The 21514-nt window shown below is 58.8% G+C and carries 22 protein-coding genes, 1 other RNA gene and 1 pseudogene; 11 read left to right on the top strand and 13 right to left on the bottom strand.

The window, feature by feature from the left end; translation table 11 throughout:
- Positions 1-57: 57 nt before the first annotated feature.
- Entirely contained in the window at positions 58-507 is a 450-nt protein-coding gene (locus B3Z17_RS12970) for a copper chaperone PCu(A)C (RefSeq protein WP_286830145.1), read from the top strand.
- Positions 508-526: 19 nt separating this feature from the next.
- On the opposite strand, the gene B3Z17_RS12965 is transcribed toward B3Z17_RS12970, so the two are convergent.
- Positions 527-955: a winged helix-turn-helix transcriptional regulator gene (locus tag B3Z17_RS12965; RefSeq protein ID WP_286830143.1), complete on the bottom strand. Its 429-nt coding sequence runs from the start codon at positions 953-955 to the stop codon at positions 527-529.
- 88 nt (positions 956-1043) lie between these two features.
- Here B3Z17_RS12965 and B3Z17_RS12960 point away from each other — a divergent pair, with 88 nt between their 5' ends.
- Positions 1044-1691: a hypothetical protein gene (locus B3Z17_RS12960; protein ID WP_286830142.1), complete on the top strand. Its 648-nt coding sequence runs from the start codon at positions 1044-1046 to the stop codon at positions 1689-1691.
- On the opposite strand, the gene hemH is transcribed toward B3Z17_RS12960, so the two are convergent.
- Both hemH and B3Z17_RS12950 read right to left on the bottom strand, forming a co-directional pair.
- The gene (gene hemH, locus B3Z17_RS12955; protein ID WP_286830141.1) at positions 1672-2694 is read right to left on the bottom strand and encodes a ferrochelatase; all 1023 of its coding nucleotides are present in this window, start codon (positions 2692-2694) and stop codon (positions 1672-1674) included. The two genes, B3Z17_RS12960 and hemH, sit on opposite strands and share 20 nt — an antisense overlap.
- Positions 2695-2786: 92 nt before the next feature.
- Positions 2787-3869: a succinylglutamate desuccinylase/aspartoacylase family protein gene (locus tag B3Z17_RS12950; RefSeq protein WP_286830140.1), complete on the bottom strand. Its 1083-nt coding sequence runs from the start codon at positions 3867-3869 to the stop codon at positions 2787-2789.
- A 151-nt stretch (positions 3870-4020) separates the two neighbouring features.
- Here B3Z17_RS12950 and B3Z17_RS12945 point away from each other — a divergent pair, with 151 nt between their 5' ends.
- The 5 genes from B3Z17_RS12945 to B3Z17_RS12925 all read left to right on the top strand — a co-directional run bounded on the left by B3Z17_RS12945 (position 4021) and on the right by B3Z17_RS12925 (position 8860).
- Positions 4021-4650, top strand: a complete 630-nt coding sequence (locus tag B3Z17_RS12945) for a cation transporter (protein ID WP_286830138.1) — start codon at positions 4021-4023, stop codon at positions 4648-4650.
- 9 nt (positions 4651-4659) lie between these two features.
- Positions 4660-5964 (top strand): MFS transporter, encoded by a 1305-nt coding sequence (locus tag B3Z17_RS12940; RefSeq protein ID WP_286830136.1) that lies wholly within the window; start codon positions 4660-4662, stop codon positions 5962-5964.
- Between the two features lie 113 nt (positions 5965-6077).
- Positions 6078-6803, top strand: coding sequence for a lysoplasmalogenase (locus B3Z17_RS12935; RefSeq protein ID WP_068301594.1), 726 nt, complete (start codon positions 6078-6080; stop codon positions 6801-6803).
- A gap of 51 nt (positions 6804-6854) precedes the next feature.
- The gene (gene argB / locus B3Z17_RS12930; protein ID WP_286830134.1) at positions 6855-7763 is read left to right on the top strand and encodes an acetylglutamate kinase; all 909 of its coding nucleotides are present in this window, start codon (positions 6855-6857) and stop codon (positions 7761-7763) included.
- A 281-nt stretch (positions 7764-8044) separates the two neighbouring features.
- A complete protein-coding gene (locus B3Z17_RS12925; RefSeq protein ID WP_286830133.1) occupies positions 8045-8860 on the top strand; it encodes a hypothetical protein in 816 nt (271 codons plus the stop codon).
- A gap of 78 nt (positions 8861-8938) precedes the next feature.
- Here the strand turns inward: B3Z17_RS12925 and B3Z17_RS12920 are convergent, their stop codons facing one another.
- From B3Z17_RS12920 to B3Z17_RS12910, 3 genes are read right to left on the bottom strand one after another with little or no spacing between them, the layout of a single operon-like run.
- The gene (locus B3Z17_RS12920; RefSeq protein ID WP_286830132.1) at positions 8939-10336 is read right to left on the bottom strand and encodes a class II fumarate hydratase; all 1398 of its coding nucleotides are present in this window, start codon (positions 10334-10336) and stop codon (positions 8939-8941) included.
- An 8-nt stretch (positions 10337-10344) separates the two neighbouring features.
- A complete protein-coding gene (locus B3Z17_RS12915; RefSeq protein WP_286830131.1) occupies positions 10345-11625 on the bottom strand; it encodes a DUF2336 domain-containing protein in 1281 nt (426 codons plus the stop codon).
- Positions 11615-13294: a sensor domain-containing diguanylate cyclase gene (locus B3Z17_RS12910; protein WP_286830130.1), complete on the bottom strand. Its 1680-nt coding sequence runs from the start codon at positions 13292-13294 to the stop codon at positions 11615-11617. The genes B3Z17_RS12915 and B3Z17_RS12910 overlap by 11 nt, the downstream gene beginning before the upstream one ends.
- Before the next feature lie 115 nt (positions 13295-13409).
- Between B3Z17_RS12910 and B3Z17_RS12905 the strand changes: the two genes are divergently transcribed.
- The 3 genes from B3Z17_RS12905 (at position 13410) to dapE (ending at position 16193) form a co-directional block, all read left to right on the top strand.
- Positions 13410-14102: a pyrimidine 5'-nucleotidase gene (locus B3Z17_RS12905; protein WP_068301581.1), complete on the top strand. Its 693-nt coding sequence runs from the start codon at positions 13410-13412 to the stop codon at positions 14100-14102.
- Positions 14103-14210: 108 nt separating this feature from the next.
- Positions 14211-15050: a 2,3,4,5-tetrahydropyridine-2,6-dicarboxylate N-succinyltransferase gene (gene dapD, locus B3Z17_RS12900; protein ID WP_286830128.1), complete on the top strand. Its 840-nt coding sequence runs from the start codon at positions 14211-14213 to the stop codon at positions 15048-15050.
- 3 nt (positions 15051-15053) lie between these two features.
- On the top strand, positions 15054-16193 hold the full coding sequence (gene dapE / locus B3Z17_RS12895; protein WP_286830126.1) for a succinyl-diaminopimelate desuccinylase: 1140 nt from the start codon (positions 15054-15056) through the stop codon (positions 16191-16193).
- 257 nt (positions 16194-16450) lie between these two features.
- Here dapE and B3Z17_RS12890 read toward each other — a convergent pair whose 3' ends face one another.
- The 7 genes and pseudogenes from B3Z17_RS12890 to ffs all read right to left on the bottom strand — a co-directional run bounded on the left by B3Z17_RS12890 (position 16451) and on the right by ffs (position 20412).
- Positions 16451-16843, bottom strand: a complete 393-nt coding sequence (locus B3Z17_RS12890; RefSeq protein ID WP_286830125.1) for a GFA family protein — start codon at positions 16841-16843, stop codon at positions 16451-16453.
- Positions 16843-17448, bottom strand: a complete 606-nt coding sequence (gene recR, locus B3Z17_RS12885; protein WP_286830123.1) for a recombination mediator RecR — start codon at positions 17446-17448, stop codon at positions 16843-16845. Before recR ends, B3Z17_RS12890 begins: the two co-directional genes overlap by 1 nt.
- Positions 17449-17451: 3 nt before the next feature.
- Positions 17452-17730 (bottom strand): GIY-YIG nuclease family protein, encoded by a 279-nt coding sequence (locus B3Z17_RS12880; RefSeq protein WP_286830122.1) that lies wholly within the window; start codon positions 17728-17730, stop codon positions 17452-17454.
- Positions 17730-18041: a hypothetical protein gene (locus B3Z17_RS12875; protein ID WP_286830121.1), complete on the bottom strand. Its 312-nt coding sequence runs from the start codon at positions 18039-18041 to the stop codon at positions 17730-17732. The genes B3Z17_RS12880 and B3Z17_RS12875 overlap by 1 nt, the downstream gene beginning before the upstream one ends.
- A gap of 21 nt (positions 18042-18062) precedes the next feature.
- A pseudogene (locus B3Z17_RS12870) lies at positions 18063-18389 on the bottom strand (YbaB/EbfC family nucleoid-associated protein); the annotation flags it as partial.
- 12 nt (positions 18390-18401) lie between these two features.
- Positions 18402-20180, bottom strand: coding sequence for a DNA polymerase III subunit gamma/tau (locus tag B3Z17_RS12865; RefSeq protein WP_286830120.1), 1779 nt, complete (start codon positions 20178-20180; stop codon positions 18402-18404).
- 133 nt (positions 20181-20313) lie between these two features.
- Positions 20314-20412: signal recognition particle sRNA small type (gene ffs, locus B3Z17_RS12860), an RNA gene on the bottom strand.
- An 85-nt stretch (positions 20413-20497) separates the two neighbouring features.
- On the opposite strand from ffs, the gene nudC reads away from it, so the two are divergent.
- Positions 20498-21475: an NAD(+) diphosphatase gene (gene nudC / locus B3Z17_RS12855; protein ID WP_286830119.1), complete on the top strand. Its 978-nt coding sequence runs from the start codon at positions 20498-20500 to the stop codon at positions 21473-21475.
- Positions 21476-21514 lie beyond the last annotated feature (39 nt).

Raw genomic sequence — 21514 nt, 5'->3', positions numbered from 1 at the left:
GTCCCTTGCACCCGCAAGGCTGGTCAGGTATCTGCTTGTTTCAAGGAGACCTGACCGATGAAAAAATTGCTGCTCGCCCTTCTTGTTACCCTTGGCCTTGCCCTTCCCGCGCTTGCACACGGCGAGCATGAAGGCGAAGGCATTGAGGTTGAAAAAGTATGGGCGCGCAAAACCAGCCGCACGGTCTCTGCCGCCGTCTATCTGACCATCACAAACAACACCCACGATGTGATTGAGCTGACGGGCGCCAGCACGGATATTGCCAGCACCACCATGATCCACCGGTCCTATGAGGAAGACGGCATCATGAAGATGGACCATGTGATGAGCGTGCCCCTAAAGCCCGGCGAAACCTTCGCCTTCGCACCCGGCGGCTATCATGTGATGCTGATGGGCCTCACCGGGCCGCTGAAGAAAGGCGAGGTCTTCCCGTTGACGCTTGAGTTCGAAGGCGAATATGAGCGCGAGGTGATTGTCGAGATCACCGGCATGATGGGGATGCAGTAAAGGGCCTGCCTGGAAGCGGTTATGCCTGGTCGATCCCTGCTTTGAAGGATGCTATCAGCGCCGCCCGATCTTTGGTGAAGGCTTCAAGAAAGCTGGGCGACGTGTTGGAATGGCTGTCATATTTGGCACTCCATGCAGTGATCTCCAGCATTACCGGTAGTAAATCCTTGCCTTTATCCGTCAGGCTATAGATCGCCTTCGATTTATGACTGGCATCCGGCGCCTTCGCGATGATTCCATGTCGCTCCAACCGCTTCAACCGGTCAGCCAGAATATTGGTGGCAATCTTTTCGTCTGACGCCAAGAAGTCGCCATAGTAGCGCTTTCCCTTAAACATCAGGTCCCGCACGATCAACAGCGTCCATTTGTCCCCAAAGGTTTCCAGCACGAAATTGATCGGGCAGTTTGAGCGACAGTTTTCAGAGTTGTGATCCATAAAAATGGTCATACGCCAACTACTTGCATTTTACAAGTAATCTTGCTATGACCATTCACTTGCATTTTGCAAGCTGCCTTCACCGGGCTGGAGAATGACGATGAAGATGATCTCAAAATTGGCGCTGTTTAGCAGTGTGGTCATACTTGGATTGACAGTCGCCCTTTCTTGGTACAGCGGCACCTCACAACCACTTTCATCAAAAGAGGTGGCATCCTATATGGCACGGATGCATCCGGCAGTTTTTAAATCCGATACAGACAAGCAAGCATTCCGGCAATTTCTGGAGCAGGACGACGGTGGCCCTTTTTACACCGTCAATTTCTATAAATATCACGATGTAGCCAACTATGACGACGCAGAGACCCTCCCGCTCTCCGGACAGGCGGCATTTGAGCGCTTCAGCAGCGTGATGGTGCCGCTGCTGGCGCGTCAGGCGTCCCACCCCATCTTTGGCAGTAACTGGGTTGGGGCAAACCCTGATGGCTTTGAACGGCTAGTGATTGTGCGGTATCGCAGTCGCCGCGACATCGCAGAGGTATTTTCTAACCCTAGCTTTGCCGCCGCCAGCCGCGACAAATGGGCGGCTATTGAAAAGAACAACCGCTTTCTGGTGCAGGGGTTGCATATTCCGGCCCTGCCCTATGTGATCGCACTTTTAGCTATGGCAATACTTCTGATTCCGGCCTTGGTTAGAAAGATACGTCACTACCTCATGTGGAATCGTCCTAACCCAACCAGCCCTTGAGCTCGTTCCTGGCCACGCTTTCGAGCACCCACATGCCCTGCTCTGTGTCATTGAGGCACGGGATATAGTGGAAGTGGGTGCCGCCGTTCTCAAGGAAGGTTTCCCTGAGTTCCATATTGATTTCCTCTAACGTCTCAAGACAGTCCTGTGAAAAGGCGGGCGCGAGCACGGCGAGTTTTTTGACGCCGTCTTTGGCCATCTGTTCCACCGTCTTGTCGGTGTAGGGCTGCACCCATTCGGTGGGCCCCACGCGCGACTGAAAGCTTGTCACCAGCTTGCCGTCCTCGAGGTCAAGCGCGTCATTCAACAGCCGACTGGTCTTGAAACAGTGGCAGGGGTATGGGTCACCCTTGTCCCAGTAGGACCGTGGGATTGAATGGTAGGAGGCCAGGATTTTCTCCGGCTCCCAATCCAGGCCCGCGAGGCTGTCTTTCACACTCGCCGCAAGTGCTGACGGATACTCAAGCGTATCAAAATAGGCTGGCACTGTGCGCACGGAAGGCATCCAGCGCATCTCACGCATCACGTCAAAGGCTTTCTCATACGCCGTCGCGGTCGTGGTGGCGCTATATTGCGGGTAAAGCGCGAACAGGAGGATACGGTCACACCCCTTGTCGCGGAGCGCCGTGAGGCCATCTTTGGTGGAAGGTGTGCCGTAGCGGAACGCCCACTCGACTTCGGCTTCCGCGCCGAACGCGGCCTGCAGCTTTTCGGCCTGGCTGCGGGCGTAGGTCCTGAGCGGGCTCTCCCCCCGTTCATTGTCCCAGATTTTGGCGTAGGCCTTGGCTGACTTGCCTGAGCGGAACGTCAGGATCGGGCCATGAAGGATCGGCAGCCAAATGAGGCGCGGCGTTTCAATCACCCGTGGGTCAGACAGGAATTCCGCCAGATATTTCCGGACCGCCGTGTAGGTCGGCGCGTCCGGTGTGCCAAGCGAGAGCATCAGGATGCCCAGCTTGCCGTGGGCCACGGTTGGGTGATCTGTCGGTTTCCTGCTCGTCATAAATCCTACTGCCGCTTCATCAAATCGATTGCGCCATCTCTACGATACTTGGGCGCCTTTGGCTCATGAAAAAATCAGATATCTGTGATGGCCTATTGCAGAATACGCAGCAGCATGCTGCCCGCCTCCCGGACCGGGTCTGTGGAAATGGCCAGTACCCAGCCGTCATGCGGCGCCTTGTAGGTGCGGATGACATGCCCGAAGGCGTCATACAGTGTCGCCACCTTCTGACCCTTTGTGACTACGTCTTTGAGCCCCACATGCAGCACGGCAATGCCACCCCTGTCGGCATAGATATTGGTGTAATTGGACCCCACGATGGCTTTCACCTGCGGTTCCTGCGCATCGCCCGGCAGCAGCCCCTCATGCCGCATCAGGTTCATAATACCCCACACCGCGCGGTCGATCAGCTCGGGCTGGAACTGTTTGGGCGCACCCACTTCCAGCGTCACGGCGGGGATGCCCTCCTTCATCAGGCTGGTTTCCAGCGTACCCTGCTGGCCAGCGTCGTTCTTGATCATGTCAGGGCCCAGCATGTGCGCCGCCGCCCGCGCTTTCGCATTGCCGAAATCGGCAAACACAAACAGCGGATAGGCCGCACCCCTCGTCTGGGTGTGGATGTCCACCGCGAAATCGGCATTGGGCCGTAACAGGCCACCCCAAAGCGCGCCGATGTAGCGGCCGGATGTGCTGCCCCCCACCTCATCCGTGCCCGGGAAATTACGGTTCAGATCCACCAGCGCCCCGCCGCCCGACGCCACAGGGAACCGCCGGTTGTTGGCGTTGATGCCCGGCTGATTGAGCCCCGGCACAGCCACGACAGTGCCGGACAGGGTCTCTGCGTCCAGCCCTTCCAGCAGCCGGTGCAGCACCGCGATGCCGTTCAGCTCATCGCCGTGCACAGCGGCGGTCAGCAAAAGCGTCTTGCCCGGCTGCGCACCGCGCACCACCACCACGGGCACATGGATGGGCTCACCGGTATTGCGCCACCCGGCGCGGAAATAGAAATCATGCCGGCCTTGCGGCAAACGTGCCGCATCCAGCCCCGTGATCACCGGCACACCCGCCACCCGGTCGCCTGTTTCCTCAACAGGCGCTGTCATGCAGGCAAGCGATGCCTGCGCCGCCCCAAGGGCGATCATCAGGCTGGCAATCAATCGGCGAACTGTTGTCATATGGTCACTGCTCCGTCTGCACCCCCAGAAGGCTCCTATCATCGCAACAGACAGGCCCCAAATGCAAATATGTAATGGAATATCATCCAGAATTTTGCCTTGCACACCAACATATTATCAGGCCAAATAAGGTGAAACCAGAGGGGCCGTTATGGGTGCAAATTGTTGTCATGAAGTGAAGTTCGAAGGCATGGACCCGCGCTACAAACGCGCGCTTGTCCTGGTGATCATCATCAACGCTGCCATGTTCCTCATCGAGATGCCCATGGGCTTCGTGGGTCAAAGCCAGGCCCTGAAGGCTGATGCGCTTGATTTCCTGGGCGACACCTTCACCTACGCGCTGTCGCTTTATGTGATCGGCAAGGCGGGCACACTGCGTGCCAAAGCCGCCCTGTTCAAGGGCCTCAGCCTGTCGGCCATGGGCCTGTGGGTGCTTGGGTCCACCATCTATTCGGTCTTTTACCTTCAGCAACCTGCCGCTGTTATCATGGGCGGCGTGGGGGCAGCCGCCCTTGCCGCCAACCTCGCCAGCGTGCTCCTGTTGATGCGCTTCAAGGACGGCGACGCCAACGTGCGCTCCGTGTGGCTGTGCAGCCGCAACGATGCCATCGGCAATGTGATGGTGATGGTGGCCGCGTCCGGCGTGTGGGTCTCGGGCACCGGCTGGCCGGACCTGATCGTGGCCGGCATCATGGCGTCCATCTTCCTGTCGGGCTCGTTCCAGATTATCCGCCAGGCCAGCCATGAGCTGGCGCACCACCGCACCGCAGCCGCAGAATAGGCCGACCCCGTGGCACGCACCCAGTGGCAGCTGTTCGGCACAAGGCGTTTCCTGCCGCTGTTCATCACCCAGTTTCTGGGCGCCCTGAACGATAACCTGTTCCGGCAGGCGCTGGTGATCCTGATCACCGTCAAGCTGGCGGCGGACATGGGCATCCAACCCTCGATCCTGACCAACCTGGCGATCGGCCTTTTCATCCTGCCCTATTTCCTGTTTTCCGCACTGGCCGGCCAACTGGCCGACAAATACGAGAAAACCAACCAGATTGTCTGGATCAAAATCTGGGAAGTCGGCCTGATGGTGGCCGGCGCCTTCGCGGTCTATTTCCAGAATTTCTACATGATGGTTGCCGTGCTGTCGGGCCTGGGGCTCCAGAGCACCTTTTTCGGCCCGATCAAATATGGTGTCCTGCCCGACCTGGTGAAAACGGAGGAGCTGCTGGGCGCCAATGCCCTGATTGAAGCCGGCACCTTTGTCGCCATTCTTCTGGGCATACTGGTGGGTGGCCTTGTAATCAACCAGGACGGGGAGAACTTTGTCATCTCCGGCCTCATGATCGCCTTCGCCGTCATTGGCACGCTGACCGGGCGCATGGTTCCCAAAACCGGCCAGGCCGCCCCTGACCTTGCGATCAGGACCAATATTTTCGCTTCAACCGGCACGCTTCTGAAAAGCGCCTGGCAAAATGATATCGCCCGGCCTGCCATCATCGGCATCAGCTGGATCTGGCTTTATGGCTCCATCTATATCGCGCAAATCCCCGAGATTGTCTTTGCCCGCATGGGCGGCGACAAGACGGTGATTACGCTGGTGATCGCCTGTTTTTCCGTCGGCATCGGCGTTGGTGCGCTGCTGTGCAGCCGCATCCTAAAGGGCGAGATTTCCGCCCGGCTCGCGCCAAAAGCGCTGATGGGGCTTGGGGCGGTCAGCCTGTTGTTCGTGCTGGCCCTGCCTGATGCGCCGGAAGTTGCCTATACCGCCGAGACGGTTGTGGGTATCGGCGCCTTCGTCAAGACCGTCGGAAACTGGCCCATGCTGGTGGCCCTGATTGGCGTGGCCATGATGGCTGGCATGGTAATCGTGCCGCTTTATACCATCCTGCAGGAATATACCCCGCGCGAGGCCCGGTCCCGCGCCATTGCCGCCAACAATGTGTTCAACAGCGCCTTCATGGCAGGCGGCACGCTGATAGCCGCCGCGCTGATAGCCGCAGGACTGACGGTGATCCAGATCCTGATCCTCTATCCCGTGGCAAACCTTCTGTTGTTGCATCAGGCAACTCGCCTGAAAGCGCGCGTTGAGGCAGCAAATTGAAAACTGCCCCTGTGCACGGCTATGGCCTCCGGCAATCAAAATTGATACATTTGAATCAAAGACTTGTGGCAACCCCCGGAGCCTGCATATAGTGGCGCGAGGAGGACAAACACGTGACACGCATCTTTAGCCGCCGCAAACGCCCGGTCCTTGAGGCGCTGGGACAGACCTTCATTGTTTTGTCACTCCTTGGGGCTGTCCTTTATGGCGGTGGCTGGTACCCGGACGGTATCCTCTGGGTCGTGCTCACAAAGGCCAGTGCCGTGACATTCCTCGCACTGTTTGTCGCCGTCAATATCCGCACCTTCGGACACGCGCTGCTGTTTTTTGCACTCCTGGCGTCTGTGGCCGGCGATGTACTGCTGGCGATCCCCACCGAACCGGCGGGTCAGGCGTTCCTGCGCGGCCTGATGGGTTTCATGGCTGCCCATGTCTTCTTCATTGTGCTCTATATGACCAACCGCCAACCCATGGGTGACGTGCGCACCCTGCCAGTGCGGCTGTCGTCACTTCTATGGCTGTTCGCCTTTATCTCCGGCTATATGCTCTATGACAGCCTGGGCGATATGCGCATGTATGTATATGCCTACACGGCAGTCCTGACTGCCATGGCAACCTCAGCGCTCCTCAGCAAGTTCCCCTTCCGCCTGACCGGCATCGGGGCGGTGCTGTTTGTGGCATCCGACGCCGCGCTCGGCGCCCGCCAGTTCATGTCCGTGCCCGAATATGTCGGCTATTTCGTCTGGGCGTCCTATTATGCCGCACAGCTGATGATGACCCTGGGTGTCATGCTGACCGACGACCGACCAACAAACTTTGGCGGTTATCGATTTGACTAGGGCCAGCCTTGGCCTTAAACCCAACACTCACCCCCTTGGACGGATAAGGCCATGATTACAGTGGACCGTGATATGAAAAAACTGCAGAAGAAGGCGGCGACGCTCGTGGAAGCGCTTCCCTATATGCGCAAGTACGCTGGCGAGACGTTTGTTATCAAATACGGCGGTCACGCCATGGGCGATGATACGCTCGCCCGCCAGTTCGCCCAGGACATCACGCTCCTCAAGCAAGTCGGCATCAACCCTGTTGTGGTGCATGGCGGCGGGCCGCAAATTGGTGAGATGCTCAAGAAGCTGTCGATCCAAACCGAATTTATCGACGGCCTGCGCGTTACCTGCAAAGCCACGGTTGATATTGCCGAAATGGTGCTGTGCGGGTCGATCAGCAAATCCATCGTTGCAGACATCAATGCTGCGGGCGGCCGGGCGGTCAGCCTGTCCGGCAAGGACGGCAAGCTGGTCACCGCCACCAAGATGGAAAAAACCCAGCCGGACCCTGACAGCAATATCGAGAAGGTCATAGACCTTGGCTTCGTGGGTGAGCCCACCCATGTGGACCCGACTATCCTGAAACAGACCATCGCCAACGGCATCATCCCCGTGATTTCACCGATCGCGGCTGGGGACGACGGCAATACCTATAATATCAATGCCGACACCATGGCCGGTGCAATCGCTGGCGCACTGGGTGCGCGGCGCTTTTTCCTGTTGACGGACGTGCCGGGCGTGCTGAGCAAGGACAAGGAAATGCTGACAGAGCTGGACCCGGATGACATCGCGCGTCTCAGGGCAGACGGCACCATCACCGGCGGCATGATCCCTAAGGTCGAAACCTGTATCAAGGCCGTAGAAGCTGGTGTAAAGGGCGCCGTCATTCTGGACGGCCGCGTGACCCACGCCATGCTGCTTGAAATCTTCACTGAGCGCGGTGCAGGTACACTGATCCGGCCTGCAAGCTGACCCGCTCGCTGATTGAGCCAACATCCGGGGAGGTGCTTCGACCTCCCCTTTTCATTGCCACAACCCCTGCTAGCATTCCCCGCCGCCACCCATATCGGACGGGAACGATATTCCACACTTAACCCCTGTGACAAAACAATGAATATTGTGATTCCTTAACAGGAAAACCCTTTTCTGAATTTTCCGTTCATATTGGGTTCAGCCCCAAAAACCAAAAATACAACCGCTGGCCGCAACCCTGGCCAGTTTTTTTGGACATGAAGATCAATTTAAGGAGAGGTATGTTGATCGAAATGACAGGGGCGTGGAATTTTGGGGTATCAAGTGGCATTGCCGCACCCGAAACCACGGTAAAGCTCGACCTGTTCTCGGACGGGGCGCGCGATTACTACAGGGGGCTGTTTGGGCTGTCCGCCGATGACGGCAACCCGATCCTGCCAATGGAGCCGGACGGCGGCATCGGCGACGGGGCTGGCCCCATCCCGACAGGTGACCCAATGCCGGTTGAGCCTGATGGCGGTATCGGCGACGGCGCCGGACCACCACTTGAAGGTGACACCGAGGACACTGACGGCACAGAGGGCCCTGATGGTGATGGCATCATCATGCCGGTTGAGCCGGACGGTGGCATCGGTGACGGTGCCGGGCCGCCACCGGAAGCGGAAGGCGACGCCGAAAGCACGGACGGTGAAGTTACCATCCTGCCGGTCGAGCCCGACGGCGGCATCGGTGACGGTGCTGGACCACCGCCAGAGCTGGAGCCCGGTGAGGGCGTTACCATCGATGGCGGCGGCGAAGGCACAAAGGCTGACGATGTTTTCATCGCCAGTGACAAAGCCGACACCTTCGTGTTCCTTGAAGGACATGGGGACGATACCATCATCGGTTTCGACCTTGCAGAAGACCGGCTTGATTTCACTGACACTGAAATCGACTTTACCGACCTTGAAAGCTTGCTCGCACACGCAACCGACCAGGTGGACACCGTAGACGCATCGTTCGTCATCGGTGTGTACATCGAAACCGGTGAAGGCACAGGCGTCTTTCTGGACGGTATCTCGTCAGCTGATCTGTCGGCTGCCCAGATCGACTTCTGAGCTACCCCTTAAGCTCCGATACGGTACTATGGCAAACAGGAAAAGCACGGTACGCCGTGCTTTTCGCTTAGCTGCCAGCTAGCTATCAGACGGATGGGTCATTTGGGACGGATCGGTCCAGCGGTCGAAATCTTCTTCCGTCACATATCCGAGCTTGAGCGCGGCTTCCTTCAACAGCAACTTTTCGTCATTTGCCAGACGAGCGATCTCCGCCGTCTTGTCATACCCGATATGCGGCACAAGTGAGGTGGCCAGCATGAGGGAACTTTTCAACAATGTGTCGATGCGGTCGGGGTCGGGCTTCAAGCCGTCCAGGCACCTCGCAGTGAAACTGGCCGTGGCGTCGGCAAGCAACCGAATGGACTGCAGCACGTTAAAGATAATCACGGGCTTGTAGGCATTCAGTTCCAGCTGCCCCTGGCTGCCGGCGATGGTGACAGTCGTGTGGTTGCCCATGACCTGCGCGCACACCATGGTCAGCGCTTCCACCTGCGTTGGGTTCACCTTGCCCGCCATGATCGATGATCCGGGCTCGTTCTTCGGCAGGATCAGTTCCGCCAGCCCACCCCGTGGGCCAGAGCCCATCAGCCGAATATCGCCCGCGATTTTCATCAGCGCAGCCGCCGCGCCGTTCAGAACCCCTGACAGCGCCACCAGTTCATCATGGGCGCTGATGCCCACAAACTTGTTGGCGGCAGGGCTGAACGGTAGCCCGCTCAGGGACGACAGGTAATCACAGAAGCCAGATGCGAAATCAGGATGGCAATTCAGGCCCGTGCCCACCGCCGTGCCGCCCTGCGGCAACTGGCTCAGACGCGGCAATTGCTGTTTGAGGGCGCCCGTGGCGGCATCCACCTGCGCCTGATAGGCCGAGAAGGCCTGACCAAGGGTGATCGGCGTCGCATCCTGGAAGTGGGTGCGCCCCAGCTTGATCACACCCCCGAACTTTTCCCGGAACTGGGCGACCGAATTCGCCATGCCGGCAAGCGCAGGCAGCAACTTGCCCTCAAGCTCCTGCACCGCAGAGACCAGCATCACCGTGGGGATGGTGTCGTTCGATGACTGGCCCATATTTACATGATCATTGGGATGCACGGGCTCTTTGCTGCCGCGCGTGCCACCCAGCATTTCGCTGGCCCGATTGGCGATCACCTCATTGGCGTTCATGTTGCTTTGGGTGCCACTGCCGGTTTGCCACACCGGCAAGGGAAATTCCGCATCATGCTTGCCCTCGGCCACCTCCCCTGCCGCGACCGCGATGGCGTCGGCCAGTTTGGCGTCCAGCAGGCCAAGGTCCTTGTTCGCCAGGGCAGCCGCCTTTTTCTGCAAGCCAAGGGCCCGCACGAAAGGCACTGGCATCATATCGGTCCCGATCGGGAAATTCATCAGACAGCGCTGGGTTTGCGCACCCCACAGGCGGTCCGCCGGCACCTCAATAGTGCCAAGACTGTCGCTTTCCTGTCGGGTGTCTGTCATTGCCTGTCCTATTCTGCCTGCTCTACGAAATAGCTCAGATGCCACTCAAGCTCATTATCGTCGATTGGATAATCACGGCCTTCCTTGGCGTTCAGAAGCTGCGCCTTGGGCACCAGGGCGAATTTTGTTTGCAGTTCATAGGCTGTGCGCATGACAAGGCCGGCCTTCCAGGCCAGTGCCGTTACCGCGCGCCCGCTTTTCGAATTGATGATCTGGCGCACGGTCTTGGCCGGAATATCCGCCATCACGGCGAGGCACTGCATCAACAATTCGCGCCGGTTTGCCTCAATCTGGTCGTGAACGAACTTGTCATCAAGCACGCCCTTCTCAAAATATTCCATGGCCTGTTTGGCCAGCTTGTCTTCTTCATCATCGCCCAGGCGTTCGCTATGCAGCCGGTCGCGCACCCGCTCCAGCAGCTCTTCGGCCTGTTCTTCGGGCAGTTCCGCATGCTCCATCATGGCATGGACCAATGCCGAGGCTACAAAGCCCGCTATTCGCTTCATCGCCCGGATCGACAGTTGCGGCCTGAGCGCCACCGGCGCGTGCAGGTCTTCGACCGTTTTGGCATGATCGATAATCTGGTCCAGCGTATCCTCACGGATCTGGGCATTCGGGTTGGTGAGCAGTGCCGCGATCGCCGGTACATCCAGGGTGGCGGCGATATCCTGCGAGACCGCTTCGCTGACCAAGGCCCTGCTTGCGATGGACTTGAGCGCCCCACCAGACACACCAGCCGCGATAATCTCGCGTAGATCGTCATCGTTCAGGAGCGGGGAATATTGCAGGATCGGCCCGCAGACAATCTCTTCAACGTCGCGCGCCAGCTTGTCGACAATCGCTTTCGGCACGCTGTCTGCGCTCTTGATCTCTTCGGCCACATAGGCCCGCACCTTGGGCAGTTGGTCAGCGGCCAACGCTTCCAGCACCTTGATGGCCTTTTCCCGAAGTGCCGTCTGTTCGCCCGGCTGCAGCCCCGGGACTAGACGGCCGATCTTGCGCGCAAGCTCGGACCGGACCTCGTCATCTTCATCGCTTGTCAGCTTTTCGGCCGCATGGATCGGCGTGGAGGGGTTCTGGGCAATGGCCCGGCGGATTTCGGGGGACGCATCCTCCGCCAGATAATAGAGCACTTCCGGTCGCGCGTCCGTGCGGGTTGCCAGCGCCTGGCGCTGATGATCGGACCCGGTTTCCAGGATGCGCTGCTCGTCTTCCTTGGTCAGCGTTTCGGGAAGCGCCTTGTCTTTATCCGACTTGCCCCCCAGGAGTGCCTTCAGTTTACCCAGCATCTAAGTCTTCCTCTTCCCCCGCTTCGGCCTCTGATGGGCCTTCGCTCACTGGCGCGATGGCCACATGCCCGCGCCCTGATTCCTTCACCTCATAAAGCACGGCGTCCGCCCGGTCGGCCAGCTCCTCGAACGTCATGTCCTGGCCAGCCACAGAGGGGCAAACCCCAATGGAAGCATTCAACCGCAGCTCCGCGCCACCAATATCCTCGCGGATAGCCGGCATGGCCGCGATCAGGTCCTCGGCCTTCCGCGCCGCAACGTCACTATCCATATCCTCCAGCCAGAGGATAAATTCGTCGCCGCCATAGCGGCCAGCAAAATCACACGGGCGGATCATGGATTGCATTTGGCTGGCAACGCTTTTGAGCGCCAGATCTCCGGCCCTGTGCCCCAGTGTGTCGTTCACTTCCTTGAAATGGTCGAGATCAATGAACACCAGGCACCCGGAAAGGCCCGTGCGGCACTGGTGCTTCAGCCGCCGCTCCACCGCTTCCCGAAGCGCGCGCCGGTTCATCAGGCCCGTCAATTCGTCCTTGCTCGACAGGCGGTAAAGCGTGTCAATCAGCTCAGCCTTGCCGAAAGCTGCAGTCAGCACCTCAACAACACCGCCCAAAAGCTCGACCTCCAGGTCAGACCAGGGGCTGACCTTGGTGTCCCGGCTGACAATCATCATCCCCAGGCCTTTGTCACCCCGCTGCATCCGAAGCGCCAGGTGCTGGCGGTCGCCGGTGCTTTCAAATGGCAGGACTGCATCTTCGGCTGCATTCAGTTGCTCCCAGATCGAGTCCATATCCAGAATTTCCTGGTAGGTGCCCATGATGGAACTGGGCACGAGCCCCTCTTCATAATGCATGGCCGCCCACACCATGTCGGCGCGCAAGACTTCCTGGAGTGCCGCTGAGGCACTGTCGAACAGATCGTCCGCGCTTTCCGCCGTGTTCAGAATGCGGGTGATGCGCTGCAGCAGCATGAAGCGGAGGCCGTCCTGCTTGGTTTTTCTGGCTGCCATATAGCGTTCTGTCATATCACGGCATGTACCGCGCAAGCCGATTTGCTCACCTTTTTCATTCAAAAGCGGATGCACATTGAAATGCAGCCAGCACCGGCCCTCACCTTCGAACATGGCAGGAACATTGTCGAACTGGGCCTCGCGCCGGGCCGTGAACGGGTTGCGCACTGGTGCGTCGCCATTCGGCCAGAAAATGCGGGTGGCATTACGGCCCAGCCACTGTTCGGTCTCCTGACCAAAAGCTTTGTGGGGGGAGATAAACCGGAAGGTATGATTTTCATCAAGCTCGAACGACAGGTCGACAGAACCGTCAAGCAGTTCCTTCAGCATGGTCCGGCTTTTCAAGAGCGCTTCGGTAACCTTGTCGGGCAGCGTGGTATCCCGCGTGACAACGACCACCTCATCACCCTGCGGCACAGCGACCAGCCAATAGGTGGAACCTTTGCCGTCCTCGATACGGGCATCGGTTGGCAGGCCTGACGTCAGCGCCTCATGCACCGTATGGTGCAACGGGCCCTGGTCATCGTTCCACAGGGCCACCAGCGGCCCTGCCGACGGGCTTTTGTCCAACACGTCACCCGCTGCATTGATGCGGAAGGCACTAGACTTCGACCGGTGCAAACTGCCTGAAATACCTGCCATTTTCTTCAGTGTGGCCACTGTTTCCCTCTCACTTTCAACCCAGATTGCCTGAAATCCGGTCCCCTGTCATAAAAACTATCCCGCTCACGGTTAATCTAGCTTTAATGACATTTATGGCAGTATCATAGAAACCATGTTGGATTTTAAAAAGCAAAGCTTTCACCCCACCTTTGATGACCCACGCGATGTCTGGGTTTTCGATCTTGATAACACGCTCTATGCCGCCGAATGCAACCTGTTCAGCCAGATTGACCAGAAGATCGGTGAATATGTGCAGACGTTGCTTGGCCTGAGCCCTGAAGAAGCCCGGAAAGTGCAGAAGCATTATCTGCTGGAACACGGCACCACGCTCAAGGGCCTGATGGCGCACCATTCTGTGGACCCCTACCATTATCTGGACAGCGTGCATGATATCGACTTTGCGCCAATTGAGCGTGATGATCACCTGCGCAACGCGATCGAACGGCTTGAGGGCCGCAAGGTCGTGTTCACCAACGCCGATGAGAAATACGCCGCCCAGGTATTGAAGCGCCTTGGCATCGATGACCAGTTCGAAGACATCTTCGACATCCATGAAGCCGCGCTTGAACCCAAGCCGAAACCTGAGGTTTATGACAAGTTCGTTGGCAAATACGGCATCGACCCGAAGCGTGCCGTGATGTTCGAAGACATGGCCCGGAACCTGGTACCAGCCCACGCCATGGGCATGGCAACGGTGTGGATCAATACAGGCAGCATCTGGGGCCAGGCCGACCACGATCCGGAAACCGTTCATGCGGAAACCGACAATCTGGCCACCTGGCTGCACGCTTTTTTAAACCGGTAGGTAAGGAATTCTAGGGCGTACACGCTGTTCCTGCGATTGACTTGGGGGGCTCGGGCGCTATTGTTCTTGCGATTTTTGTGAAGATCTAACGCCTGAGGAACCGCGCCCATGAGCCAACTGGAAACCACCATCAACGACGCGTTCGACAACCGCGACGAAATCTCCGCCTCCACAAGCGGAGAAGTACGCGATGCTGTTGAAACCGCGCTGAACCTCCTGGATAGCGGCGAAGCCCGCGTGGCCAGCAAGGAAAGCGGCGAATGGGTGGTGAACCAGTGGCTGAAAAAGGCCGTGCTGCTGTCCTTCCGCCTCAATGACATGGAAGCCATTGCAGGCGGCCCGGGCCAGAACACCAACTGGTGGGACAAGGTGCCATCCAAGTTTGAAGGCTGGGGCGAAAACCGCTTCCGCGACGCAGGTTTCCGCGCTGTGCCGGGTGCTATCGTGCGCCGCTCTGCTTTCATCGGCAAGGGTGCGGTGCTGATGCCGTCTTTCGTCAACCTGGGCGCTTACGTTGATGAGGGCACCATGGTGGACACATGGGCCACCGTGGGCAGCTGCGCGCAGATCGGCAAGAATGTGCATATCTCCGGCGGCACCGGCATTGGTGGCGTGCTGGAGCCATTGCAGGCAGGCCCAGTGATCATTGAAGACAACTGTTTCCTGGGCGCCCGGTCTGAAGTGGCTGAAGGCGTGATCGTTGAAGAAGGCGCCGTGATTTCCATGGGCGTGTTCATTGGCGCCTCCACCAAGATTATTGACCGCAACACCGGCGAAGTCTTCATGGGCCGCGTGCCGGCCTACAGTGTTGTGGTACCGGGCACGCTGCCGGGCAAGCCACTGCCGGACGGCACACCGGGCCCGAACCTGGCCTGCGCCGTGATCGTGAAGCGGGTGGATGAGCGCACGCGCTCCAAAACCTCCGTGAACGAACTGTTGAGGGACTAATCCATGGCAGGCCTTGACCCCATTACCCTGAGCCAGGAGCTGATCCGCCTTGAAAGCGTAACGCCGGACACGGGCGATGCGCTGGACCTGCTGGCGGGTTACCTTGGGGACATGGGCTTCAAGTGCGAAAAATTGGTGTTCGAGGAAGAGGGCTATGCCCCTGTCCCGAACCTCTATGCCCGACTGGGAACCGAGGCGCCAAACTTCTGCTTCGCCGGCCACACGGACGTTGTGCCTGTGGGCGCCAAAGACCATTGGACGGTTGACCCCTTCATCGCTGAAGTGCGGGATGGCCAGCTGTATGGTCGCGGCGCCTCTGACATGAAATCCGCCATCGCTGCCTTCGTGGTCGCCGTCGAACGCGCGCTCGCCAAGGGCGCGCCGAAGGGCTCCATCTCGCTCCTGATCACGGGGGACGAGGAAGGCGACGCGGTCAATGGCACCAAGAAGGTGCTGGACTGGATGCGCGAGCGTGGTGAAACAATCGACATGTGCCTGGTGGGCGAACCCACCAACCCCACAGAGATGGGCCAGATGATCAAGATCGGCCGCCGCGGCAGCCTGCACGGCATCGTCACCGTCAAGGGCATGCAGGGCCACGTGGCCTACCCGCATGTAGCCAAGAACCCAATCCCCGATCTGGTCAAGGTACTGGCAACACTCGATGGTCCGCTTGATGACGGCAATGACCGTTTCCAGCCGTCGAACCTGGAGATCGTCAACGTCCATGTGGGCAACGAAAGCCACAATGTGATCCCGGCAGAGGCCAAGTCACGCTTCAATGTGCGCTTCAACAACGAGTTCACACCCGAAGCCCTGCGTGCGGAACTGACCCGCCGGATGGACAGCGCCGGGGTGGACTATGAGATTGACTGGTGGCTCAGTGGCGACAGTTTCCTGACACCTGCAGGACCGCTTTCCGATGCCGTACAACAGGCCGCACTTGCGCGGCTGGGCGTGACGCCTGAACTGTCGACAACAGGCGGCACATCAGACGCGCGTTTCATCAAGGACATGTGCCCCGTGGTGGAATTCGGCCTTGTGGGCGCCACCATGCACAAGATTGACGAGCATGTGGCCGTAGCCGACATCGAGGCCCTCACGGACATCTATGAGGACGTGATCAGCCGCCTTCTTGGCTGATATTTTACCTAAATTCTTTCTAGTTTTCGCACACGCTGAAGAAGCCTATTCTCTTGGGCAAGCGGGTGAGGATATTCCCGAACTGTTCCCGAGTGACGATGGACGGCATTCAGGCTTTGGCCGTTCAGTATGCGAGATAGCAGGGGCGCGCCCCGACCGACCTAAGTACACCTCCCGAGCCTCAGGCCGAACCCCTGGGCTCCCCTCGGGGTCTGTTCATACCGGCAGACCCCGACCCCTTTTCTGGATCAGGATAGTCAGGCGTCGTCAGCGCGCAGGCCCGCGATGTTAGCTTCCCAATTAGCGCCGTCGAAATCGGCCACGTCCGTGGCTTCCACAGTCGCCATGTCGATACAGTTCAGGTTGACCGACCAGCCATCCGGGTGGCTGCGCGGTACATAGAAGCTTTTGACACCGCACGTCTTGCAGAAAAGATGCTGGGCAGTGCCTGTGTTGAAGCGGTAGTCCGTCAGATTGTCTGCGCCCGATGTGATGCGGAATTCGTCCTGTGTGGCAAACACATGAATGAAGCCGGTCATGTTGCAGATGCTGCAGTTGCACCGCTTGCCCTTGAGTGTTGCCGGGGCATCCAGCTCGAACGTCACGGCGCCGCAGTGGCAGCCGCCTTTGTGGGTTACATGACCTGTCATCAACTTACACTCCCACGGGCCCTAAGCGCCGCCGCCAGGGTGCCGTCGTCCAGATAATCCAGTTCGCCGCCCACGGGCACGCCGTGCGCGAGCGCCGTTACCTTGACGCCGCTGCTTGCCAGGCGTTCAGCCAGATAGTGGCTGGTGGTTTGGCCGTCCACTGTGGCATTCAGCGCCAGGATCACTTCCTGCACATCGCCCGTCTCGACACGGTCGATCAGAGGGCTGATGTTCAGTTCATCCGGGCCGACACCGTCCAGCGCCGAAAGCGTCCCACCCAGCACATGATAAAGGCCCTTGAAGGTCTCGCTCCGGTCCAGTGCCCACAGGTCGGCGACATCCTCAACCACACACACAAGGCTGCGGTCACGGCGCGTGTCCTCGCACACATGGCAGGGGTTGTGGGTATCGATGTTGCCGCAGGTGTCACAGATGACGATCTTGTCCGCCACCATATTGAGTGCGTCTGCCAGCGGCTTCATTACCCTGTCTTTCTTCTTCAGAAGCTGGAGCGCGGACCGGCGCGCAGACCGCGGCCCAAGGCCAGGCAGTTTTGCCAAAAGCTGGATCAGCGTATCGATTTCACTGCCGTGGGAACGGGGCATCTATTAGCCTTTCAAAAACTCTTCCATCAGCTTTTTGCGGAATTTCCGGTCGCGTTTCAAGTGCCATTCCCGGCTCATGGCCTCGCCGCGCGTTTTAAATTCTTCTGTGTGCAGCACCACCCATTCTCGCCCGCGGGTGGATTTGGCGCCGGTGCCTGCGTTGTGGGCCTGAAGCCGGGCTTCCACGTCCGTTGTCCAGCCCACATAGGTGCGGGCCTTGCCGTCCTTCACGCTCCCGAGGATGTAGGTGAAACAGGCGTAATCGTTTTTGCTAGAGGCCACTAGATGCAATCACCATTCATGCAGTGACCATATAGCATGCTAAGCCAAGCCACACACATAACCAGCAATATTAGCATTGAGAAAATTGCTGTCTTTTTCCAAGAACGGTTGAAGCCATAGAAAGCAAGAGACAACCCCAGTGTTAATGGAAGCACATCAAGGGCGACATTAAACATCCAAGGAAATCTAGGGCCCGACTCCAACAGGAAACCAACCTCTATCATACCAAAAGAAAGGAGAGCAGCGGCGAAAAGCCCGAAAACGCACCAAAAAAAAACAGATCGACTATTCGAGCCATTATCCATTGTCATTTTCTGCCCCCGAGAGAAGCATCAGAACGGCATTTTGAAGCCGGGCGGCAGGTCAAGGCCACCGGTGAGGTCTTTCATCTTCTCTGCCGCCGCGTCGGCCACCTTGGCTTTCGCCTGATTGTGCGCCGCGACGATCAGGTCCTCGACCACTTCCTTGTCTTCGCTGGAAAAGATCGACGGGTCGAGCGACACAGATTTCATGTCACCCTTGCCCGAAAGCACCACTTTCACCATGCCGGCGCCCGCCGTGCCTTCGACCTCAACATGGTCAAGTTCGGCCTGCATATCGCCCATCTTGGCCTGCATTTCCTGGGCCTTTTTCAGCATGTCAGATAAATTCTTCATGGGATCACTCCAAAACTAGAAATCGAATTCGCTGGCGTCGTCATCGAAGCTGATGCCTTCAAGCGCCTCGTCCGCCAAGTCGGCTTCAAGCTCCTCTTCGGTGCGGCTGTCGCGCACGGCCAGCAGCTCAGCGTCCGGAAAAGTGGACAACAGCGCCTTCACGATCGGCTCCGCCATGGCTTCATCGCGGCGCTTCTTGTCACGCCGGATTTCCTTGGTGCGGATGGTGTCGTCGCCTTCCACCTCTTTGGTGATGGTGATCTGCCAGTCCACGCCGGTCCAGGCCTTCAGGCACTGTTTGGTGCGCATGATGAAATCAGGCGGCGTCTGGCGCGTGGTGTTGAAGCTGACCCGACCGGGCTTATAGTCCACCAGCCGCACATGGTCCTTCAGGACCACCGCCAGCGTCGGCTCACGCTCGGCTTCAAAGAGCGCCACCAGCTTCTCGAAATCGACCGGCATCGGGTGCATCGGGTGATCGCCATGATCATCCTGCCGAAGCGCCACAACCTGCGCGCTTGGCATGGAAGCGGTCGCGCCACCTTGGGCGCCGGCCTGTACCTGCCCGCCACCAATGGCGGTCACATTCCCGCCGCCACCCGCAGGGGCCGCACCACCGGCTGCTGACGCACCGCCGCCGGACTGCAACTGTTTCACCAGGTCCGCCGGAGCCGGCAGGTTGGCCGCATAGGCAAGACGGATCAACACCATCTCAGCCGCCGCGATCGGGCTTGGCGCCACTTTCACTTCGCCCACGCCCTTCAGCAGCATTTGCCACGCGCGGGTCAGGTGCGGCATGCCCAGCGTTTCGGCCATGGCGCCGCCTTGGGTTCGTTCCGCTTCCGAAACAAGTGTGTCTGTGCCACTGTCCGGCGTGACCTTCAGGCGCGTCAGCCAGTGGGTGACCTCCAGAAGGTCATTCAACACCACAGCCGGGTCAGCACCGGAATCATATTGGGCGCGCAGGGTTGAAAGGGCGTCCTTGATCTCACCCTTCATCACCTGCTCGAACAGGTCCAGCACCTGGGCGCGGTCGGCAAGGCCGAGCATATCGCGCACTTGTTGTTCCGAAACCTCACCACCGCCGTGGGCGATGGCCTGATCCAGCAGCGACAAGCTGTCCCGCACGGACCCTTCTGCGGCGCGGGCGATCAGCTTCAGCGAGCCCTCGTCCGCCTTGGCGCCTTCCTTCTCAACCAGCGTCGCCAGATGACCGATCAGCGTTTCGGCTTCCACGCGCTTCAGGTCAAAGCGCTGACAGCGGGAAAGCACCGTGACCGGCAGCTTGCGGATTTCGGTGGTGGCAAAGATGAACTTCACATGCTCGGGTGGTTCTTCAAGTGTTTTCAGGAGCGCGTTGAAGGCATTCTTCGACAGCATGTGTACTTCGTCGATGATATAAATCTTGTAGCGCGCTGACACGGGCGCATAGCGCACGCTTTCGATAATCTCGCGAATGTCGTCCACGCCGGTGCGGGAGGCAGCGTCCATTTCAAGAACGTCAACGTGGCGCGATTCGGCAATGGATTTGCAGTTTTCGCATTCACCGCAGGGGCTGATGGAAGGGCCGTCGTGGGCCGTACAATTGAGCGCCTTGGCAATGATCCGCGCCGTGGTGGTTTTACCCACCCCGCGAACACCCGTCAGCACGAAGGCGTGCGCCAGGCGGCCGGTATCGATGGCATTCGAAAGCGTGCGCACCATGGCTTCCTGGCCGATCAGGCTGTCGAAATCCGACGGCCGGTATTTACGGGCCAGAACCTGATATTCTGTCTTTTTCGCGCTTTCGTTCATGTAGCTTCATCTCCCCGAAACTGAGGGGGTTATGACTAGCAGGTATGATGGCGGCAGGGAAGGCCTTAGGCGGCCTCGGCAGGGCAAAAAAAATGAACCCGCAAGTTCCTCGCGCGTTCATCTTAAACCCTGAAAGGGTGGGAGGGCCAATGCGACCCATGCCAAACTCGTTACGGCTGCTTCCTTTCGGACCTGACCGGGTTGGCGAGCGGAATGTCCGCCGGCTCTCCCGGGGGTGTATATGGCGATTCTTGAAGTGACTTGCAAGAGTAATGTGTCCGCCCTAGGTAATGGAGTGTCCATTTGGGGAGTTTTTCATGGCGCTTTCGTCCGTACCGACCGCTTTTTCCGGTAATCCGCTCAACCGTGCAGACTATCTGAGGGAAGATCCCGAGATATTCGGCGCCTATATGGAGCGCGAGGATGCCCGAGTCGTCCTTTTTGCCATCGAAGGCGCGCGCGATGAAGATAACAGCAGCTTCCTGCCCCCGAATGACTATTGGGTCCTGACAGACGAGCCGGGCGATATTGCCTGGCAGAAGCCGTCCGCTATCCGTCTGCTACCCAAGGACAATACGATTTTCCTGGGCCTTGATGAAAACGGGGCACCACGCTTTGCTGTCAAGCTTGGCGGCACCACGACAGACTTCGCCGAGTTTTTCGAACCACAGGGCCAGAAGTTCCGCGACGGCCGCAACATCGCACACAAGCTCACCAATCCACCGTCGTCGCCCCACCCATCGCTCGGCATCATCGCCCAGGCCAAAAGCATGCTGATGTGGCACGACAGCCACCGCTTCTGCGCCAAATGCGGCGAGGAAAGCGAGATGATCAAGGCTGGCTATGAGCGCGAATGCCCTGCCTGCAAAGCCCATCATTTTCCGCGCACAGACCCGGTGGTGATCATGCTGGTGCGGTGTGGTGACAAGGCCCTGGTGGGCCGCGGCAAAGGCTGGCCCGAAGGTAATTTCTCCGCCCTGGCCGGTTACATGGAGCCGGGCGAAAGCATGGAAGAAGCCGTGGCGCGGGAGGTGTTCGAGGAAGTCGGCCTGAAGACCACCCATGTCCGCTATATCGCCAGCCAGCCATGGCCGTGGCCATCAACCCTGATGATCGGTGTTGAAGCCTGGGTGGAAGACGGCGAGATCACGCTGCAGGAGGCCGAAATCGCCGAGGCCCTGTGGATCACCAAAGATGATGTGCGCGCCAGCATGAAAGGCGAAAGCCCCTACCGCTTGGTGCCGCCGCCGTTCGCCATTGCACATAATCTGATCATGAACTGGCTTCAGAAGTAACCGCCCCCCAACCCTATGATTTAACGCTAAAAATTATAT

It is taken from the genome of Kordiimonas sp. UBA4487 (assembly GCF_002389025.1).
GTDB classification, from domain to species: Bacteria; Pseudomonadota; Alphaproteobacteria; order Sphingomonadales; family Kordiimonadaceae; genus Kordiimonas; species Kordiimonas lacus.
The sequence above is the reverse complement of the archived record's forward strand: the minus strand, read 5'-3'. Positions and strand labels throughout refer to the sequence as shown.

What these genes read in the sequence shown, in the direction of transcription:
- B3Z17_RS12970 (WP_286830145.1), top strand. Translation starts at nt 58, where the DNA reads ATGAAAAAATTGCTGCTCGCCCTTCTTGTTACCCTTGGCCTTGCCCTT.
- B3Z17_RS12965 (WP_286830143.1), bottom strand. Translation starts at nt 955, where the DNA reads ATGACCATTTTTATGGATCACAACTCTGAAAACTGTCGCTCAAACTGC.
- B3Z17_RS12960 (WP_286830142.1), top strand. Translation starts at nt 1,044, where the DNA reads ATGAAGATGATCTCAAAATTGGCGCTGTTTAGCAGTGTGGTCATACTT.
- hemH (WP_286830141.1), bottom strand. Translation starts at nt 2,694, where the DNA reads ATGACGAGCAGGAAACCGACAGATCACCCAACCGTGGCCCACGGCAAG.
- B3Z17_RS12950 (WP_286830140.1), bottom strand. Translation starts at nt 3,869, where the DNA reads ATGACAACAGTTCGCCGATTGATTGCCAGCCTGATGATCGCCCTTGGG.
- B3Z17_RS12945 (WP_286830138.1), top strand. Translation starts at nt 4,021, where the DNA reads ATGGGTGCAAATTGTTGTCATGAAGTGAAGTTCGAAGGCATGGACCCG.
- argB (WP_286830134.1), top strand. Translation starts at nt 6,855, where the DNA reads ATGATTACAGTGGACCGTGATATGAAAAAACTGCAGAAGAAGGCGGCG.
- B3Z17_RS12925 (WP_286830133.1), top strand. Translation starts at nt 8,045, where the DNA reads ATGTTGATCGAAATGACAGGGGCGTGGAATTTTGGGGTATCAAGTGGC.
- B3Z17_RS12920 (WP_286830132.1), bottom strand. Translation starts at nt 10,336, where the DNA reads ATGACAGACACCCGACAGGAAAGCGACAGTCTTGGCACTATTGAGGTG.
- B3Z17_RS12915 (WP_286830131.1), bottom strand. Translation starts at nt 11,625, where the DNA reads ATGCTGGGTAAACTGAAGGCACTCCTGGGGGGCAAGTCGGATAAAGAC.
- B3Z17_RS12905 (WP_068301581.1), top strand. Translation starts at nt 13,410, where the DNA reads ATGTTGGATTTTAAAAAGCAAAGCTTTCACCCCACCTTTGATGACCCA.
- dapD (WP_286830128.1), top strand. Translation starts at nt 14,211, where the DNA reads ATGAGCCAACTGGAAACCACCATCAACGACGCGTTCGACAACCGCGAC.
- dapE (WP_286830126.1), top strand. Translation starts at nt 15,054, where the DNA reads ATGGCAGGCCTTGACCCCATTACCCTGAGCCAGGAGCTGATCCGCCTT.
- B3Z17_RS12890 (WP_286830125.1), bottom strand. Translation starts at nt 16,843, where the DNA reads ATGACAGGTCATGTAACCCACAAAGGCGGCTGCCACTGCGGCGCCGTG.
- recR (WP_286830123.1), bottom strand. Translation starts at nt 17,448, where the DNA reads ATGCCCCGTTCCCACGGCAGTGAAATCGATACGCTGATCCAGCTTTTG.
- B3Z17_RS12875 (WP_286830121.1), bottom strand. Translation starts at nt 18,041, where the DNA reads ATGACAATGGATAATGGCTCGAATAGTCGATCTGTTTTTTTTTGGTGC.
- B3Z17_RS12865 (WP_286830120.1), bottom strand. Translation starts at nt 20,180, where the DNA reads ATGAACGAAAGCGCGAAAAAGACAGAATATCAGGTTCTGGCCCGTAAA.
- nudC (WP_286830119.1), top strand. Translation starts at nt 20,498, where the DNA reads ATGGCGCTTTCGTCCGTACCGACCGCTTTTTCCGGTAATCCGCTCAAC.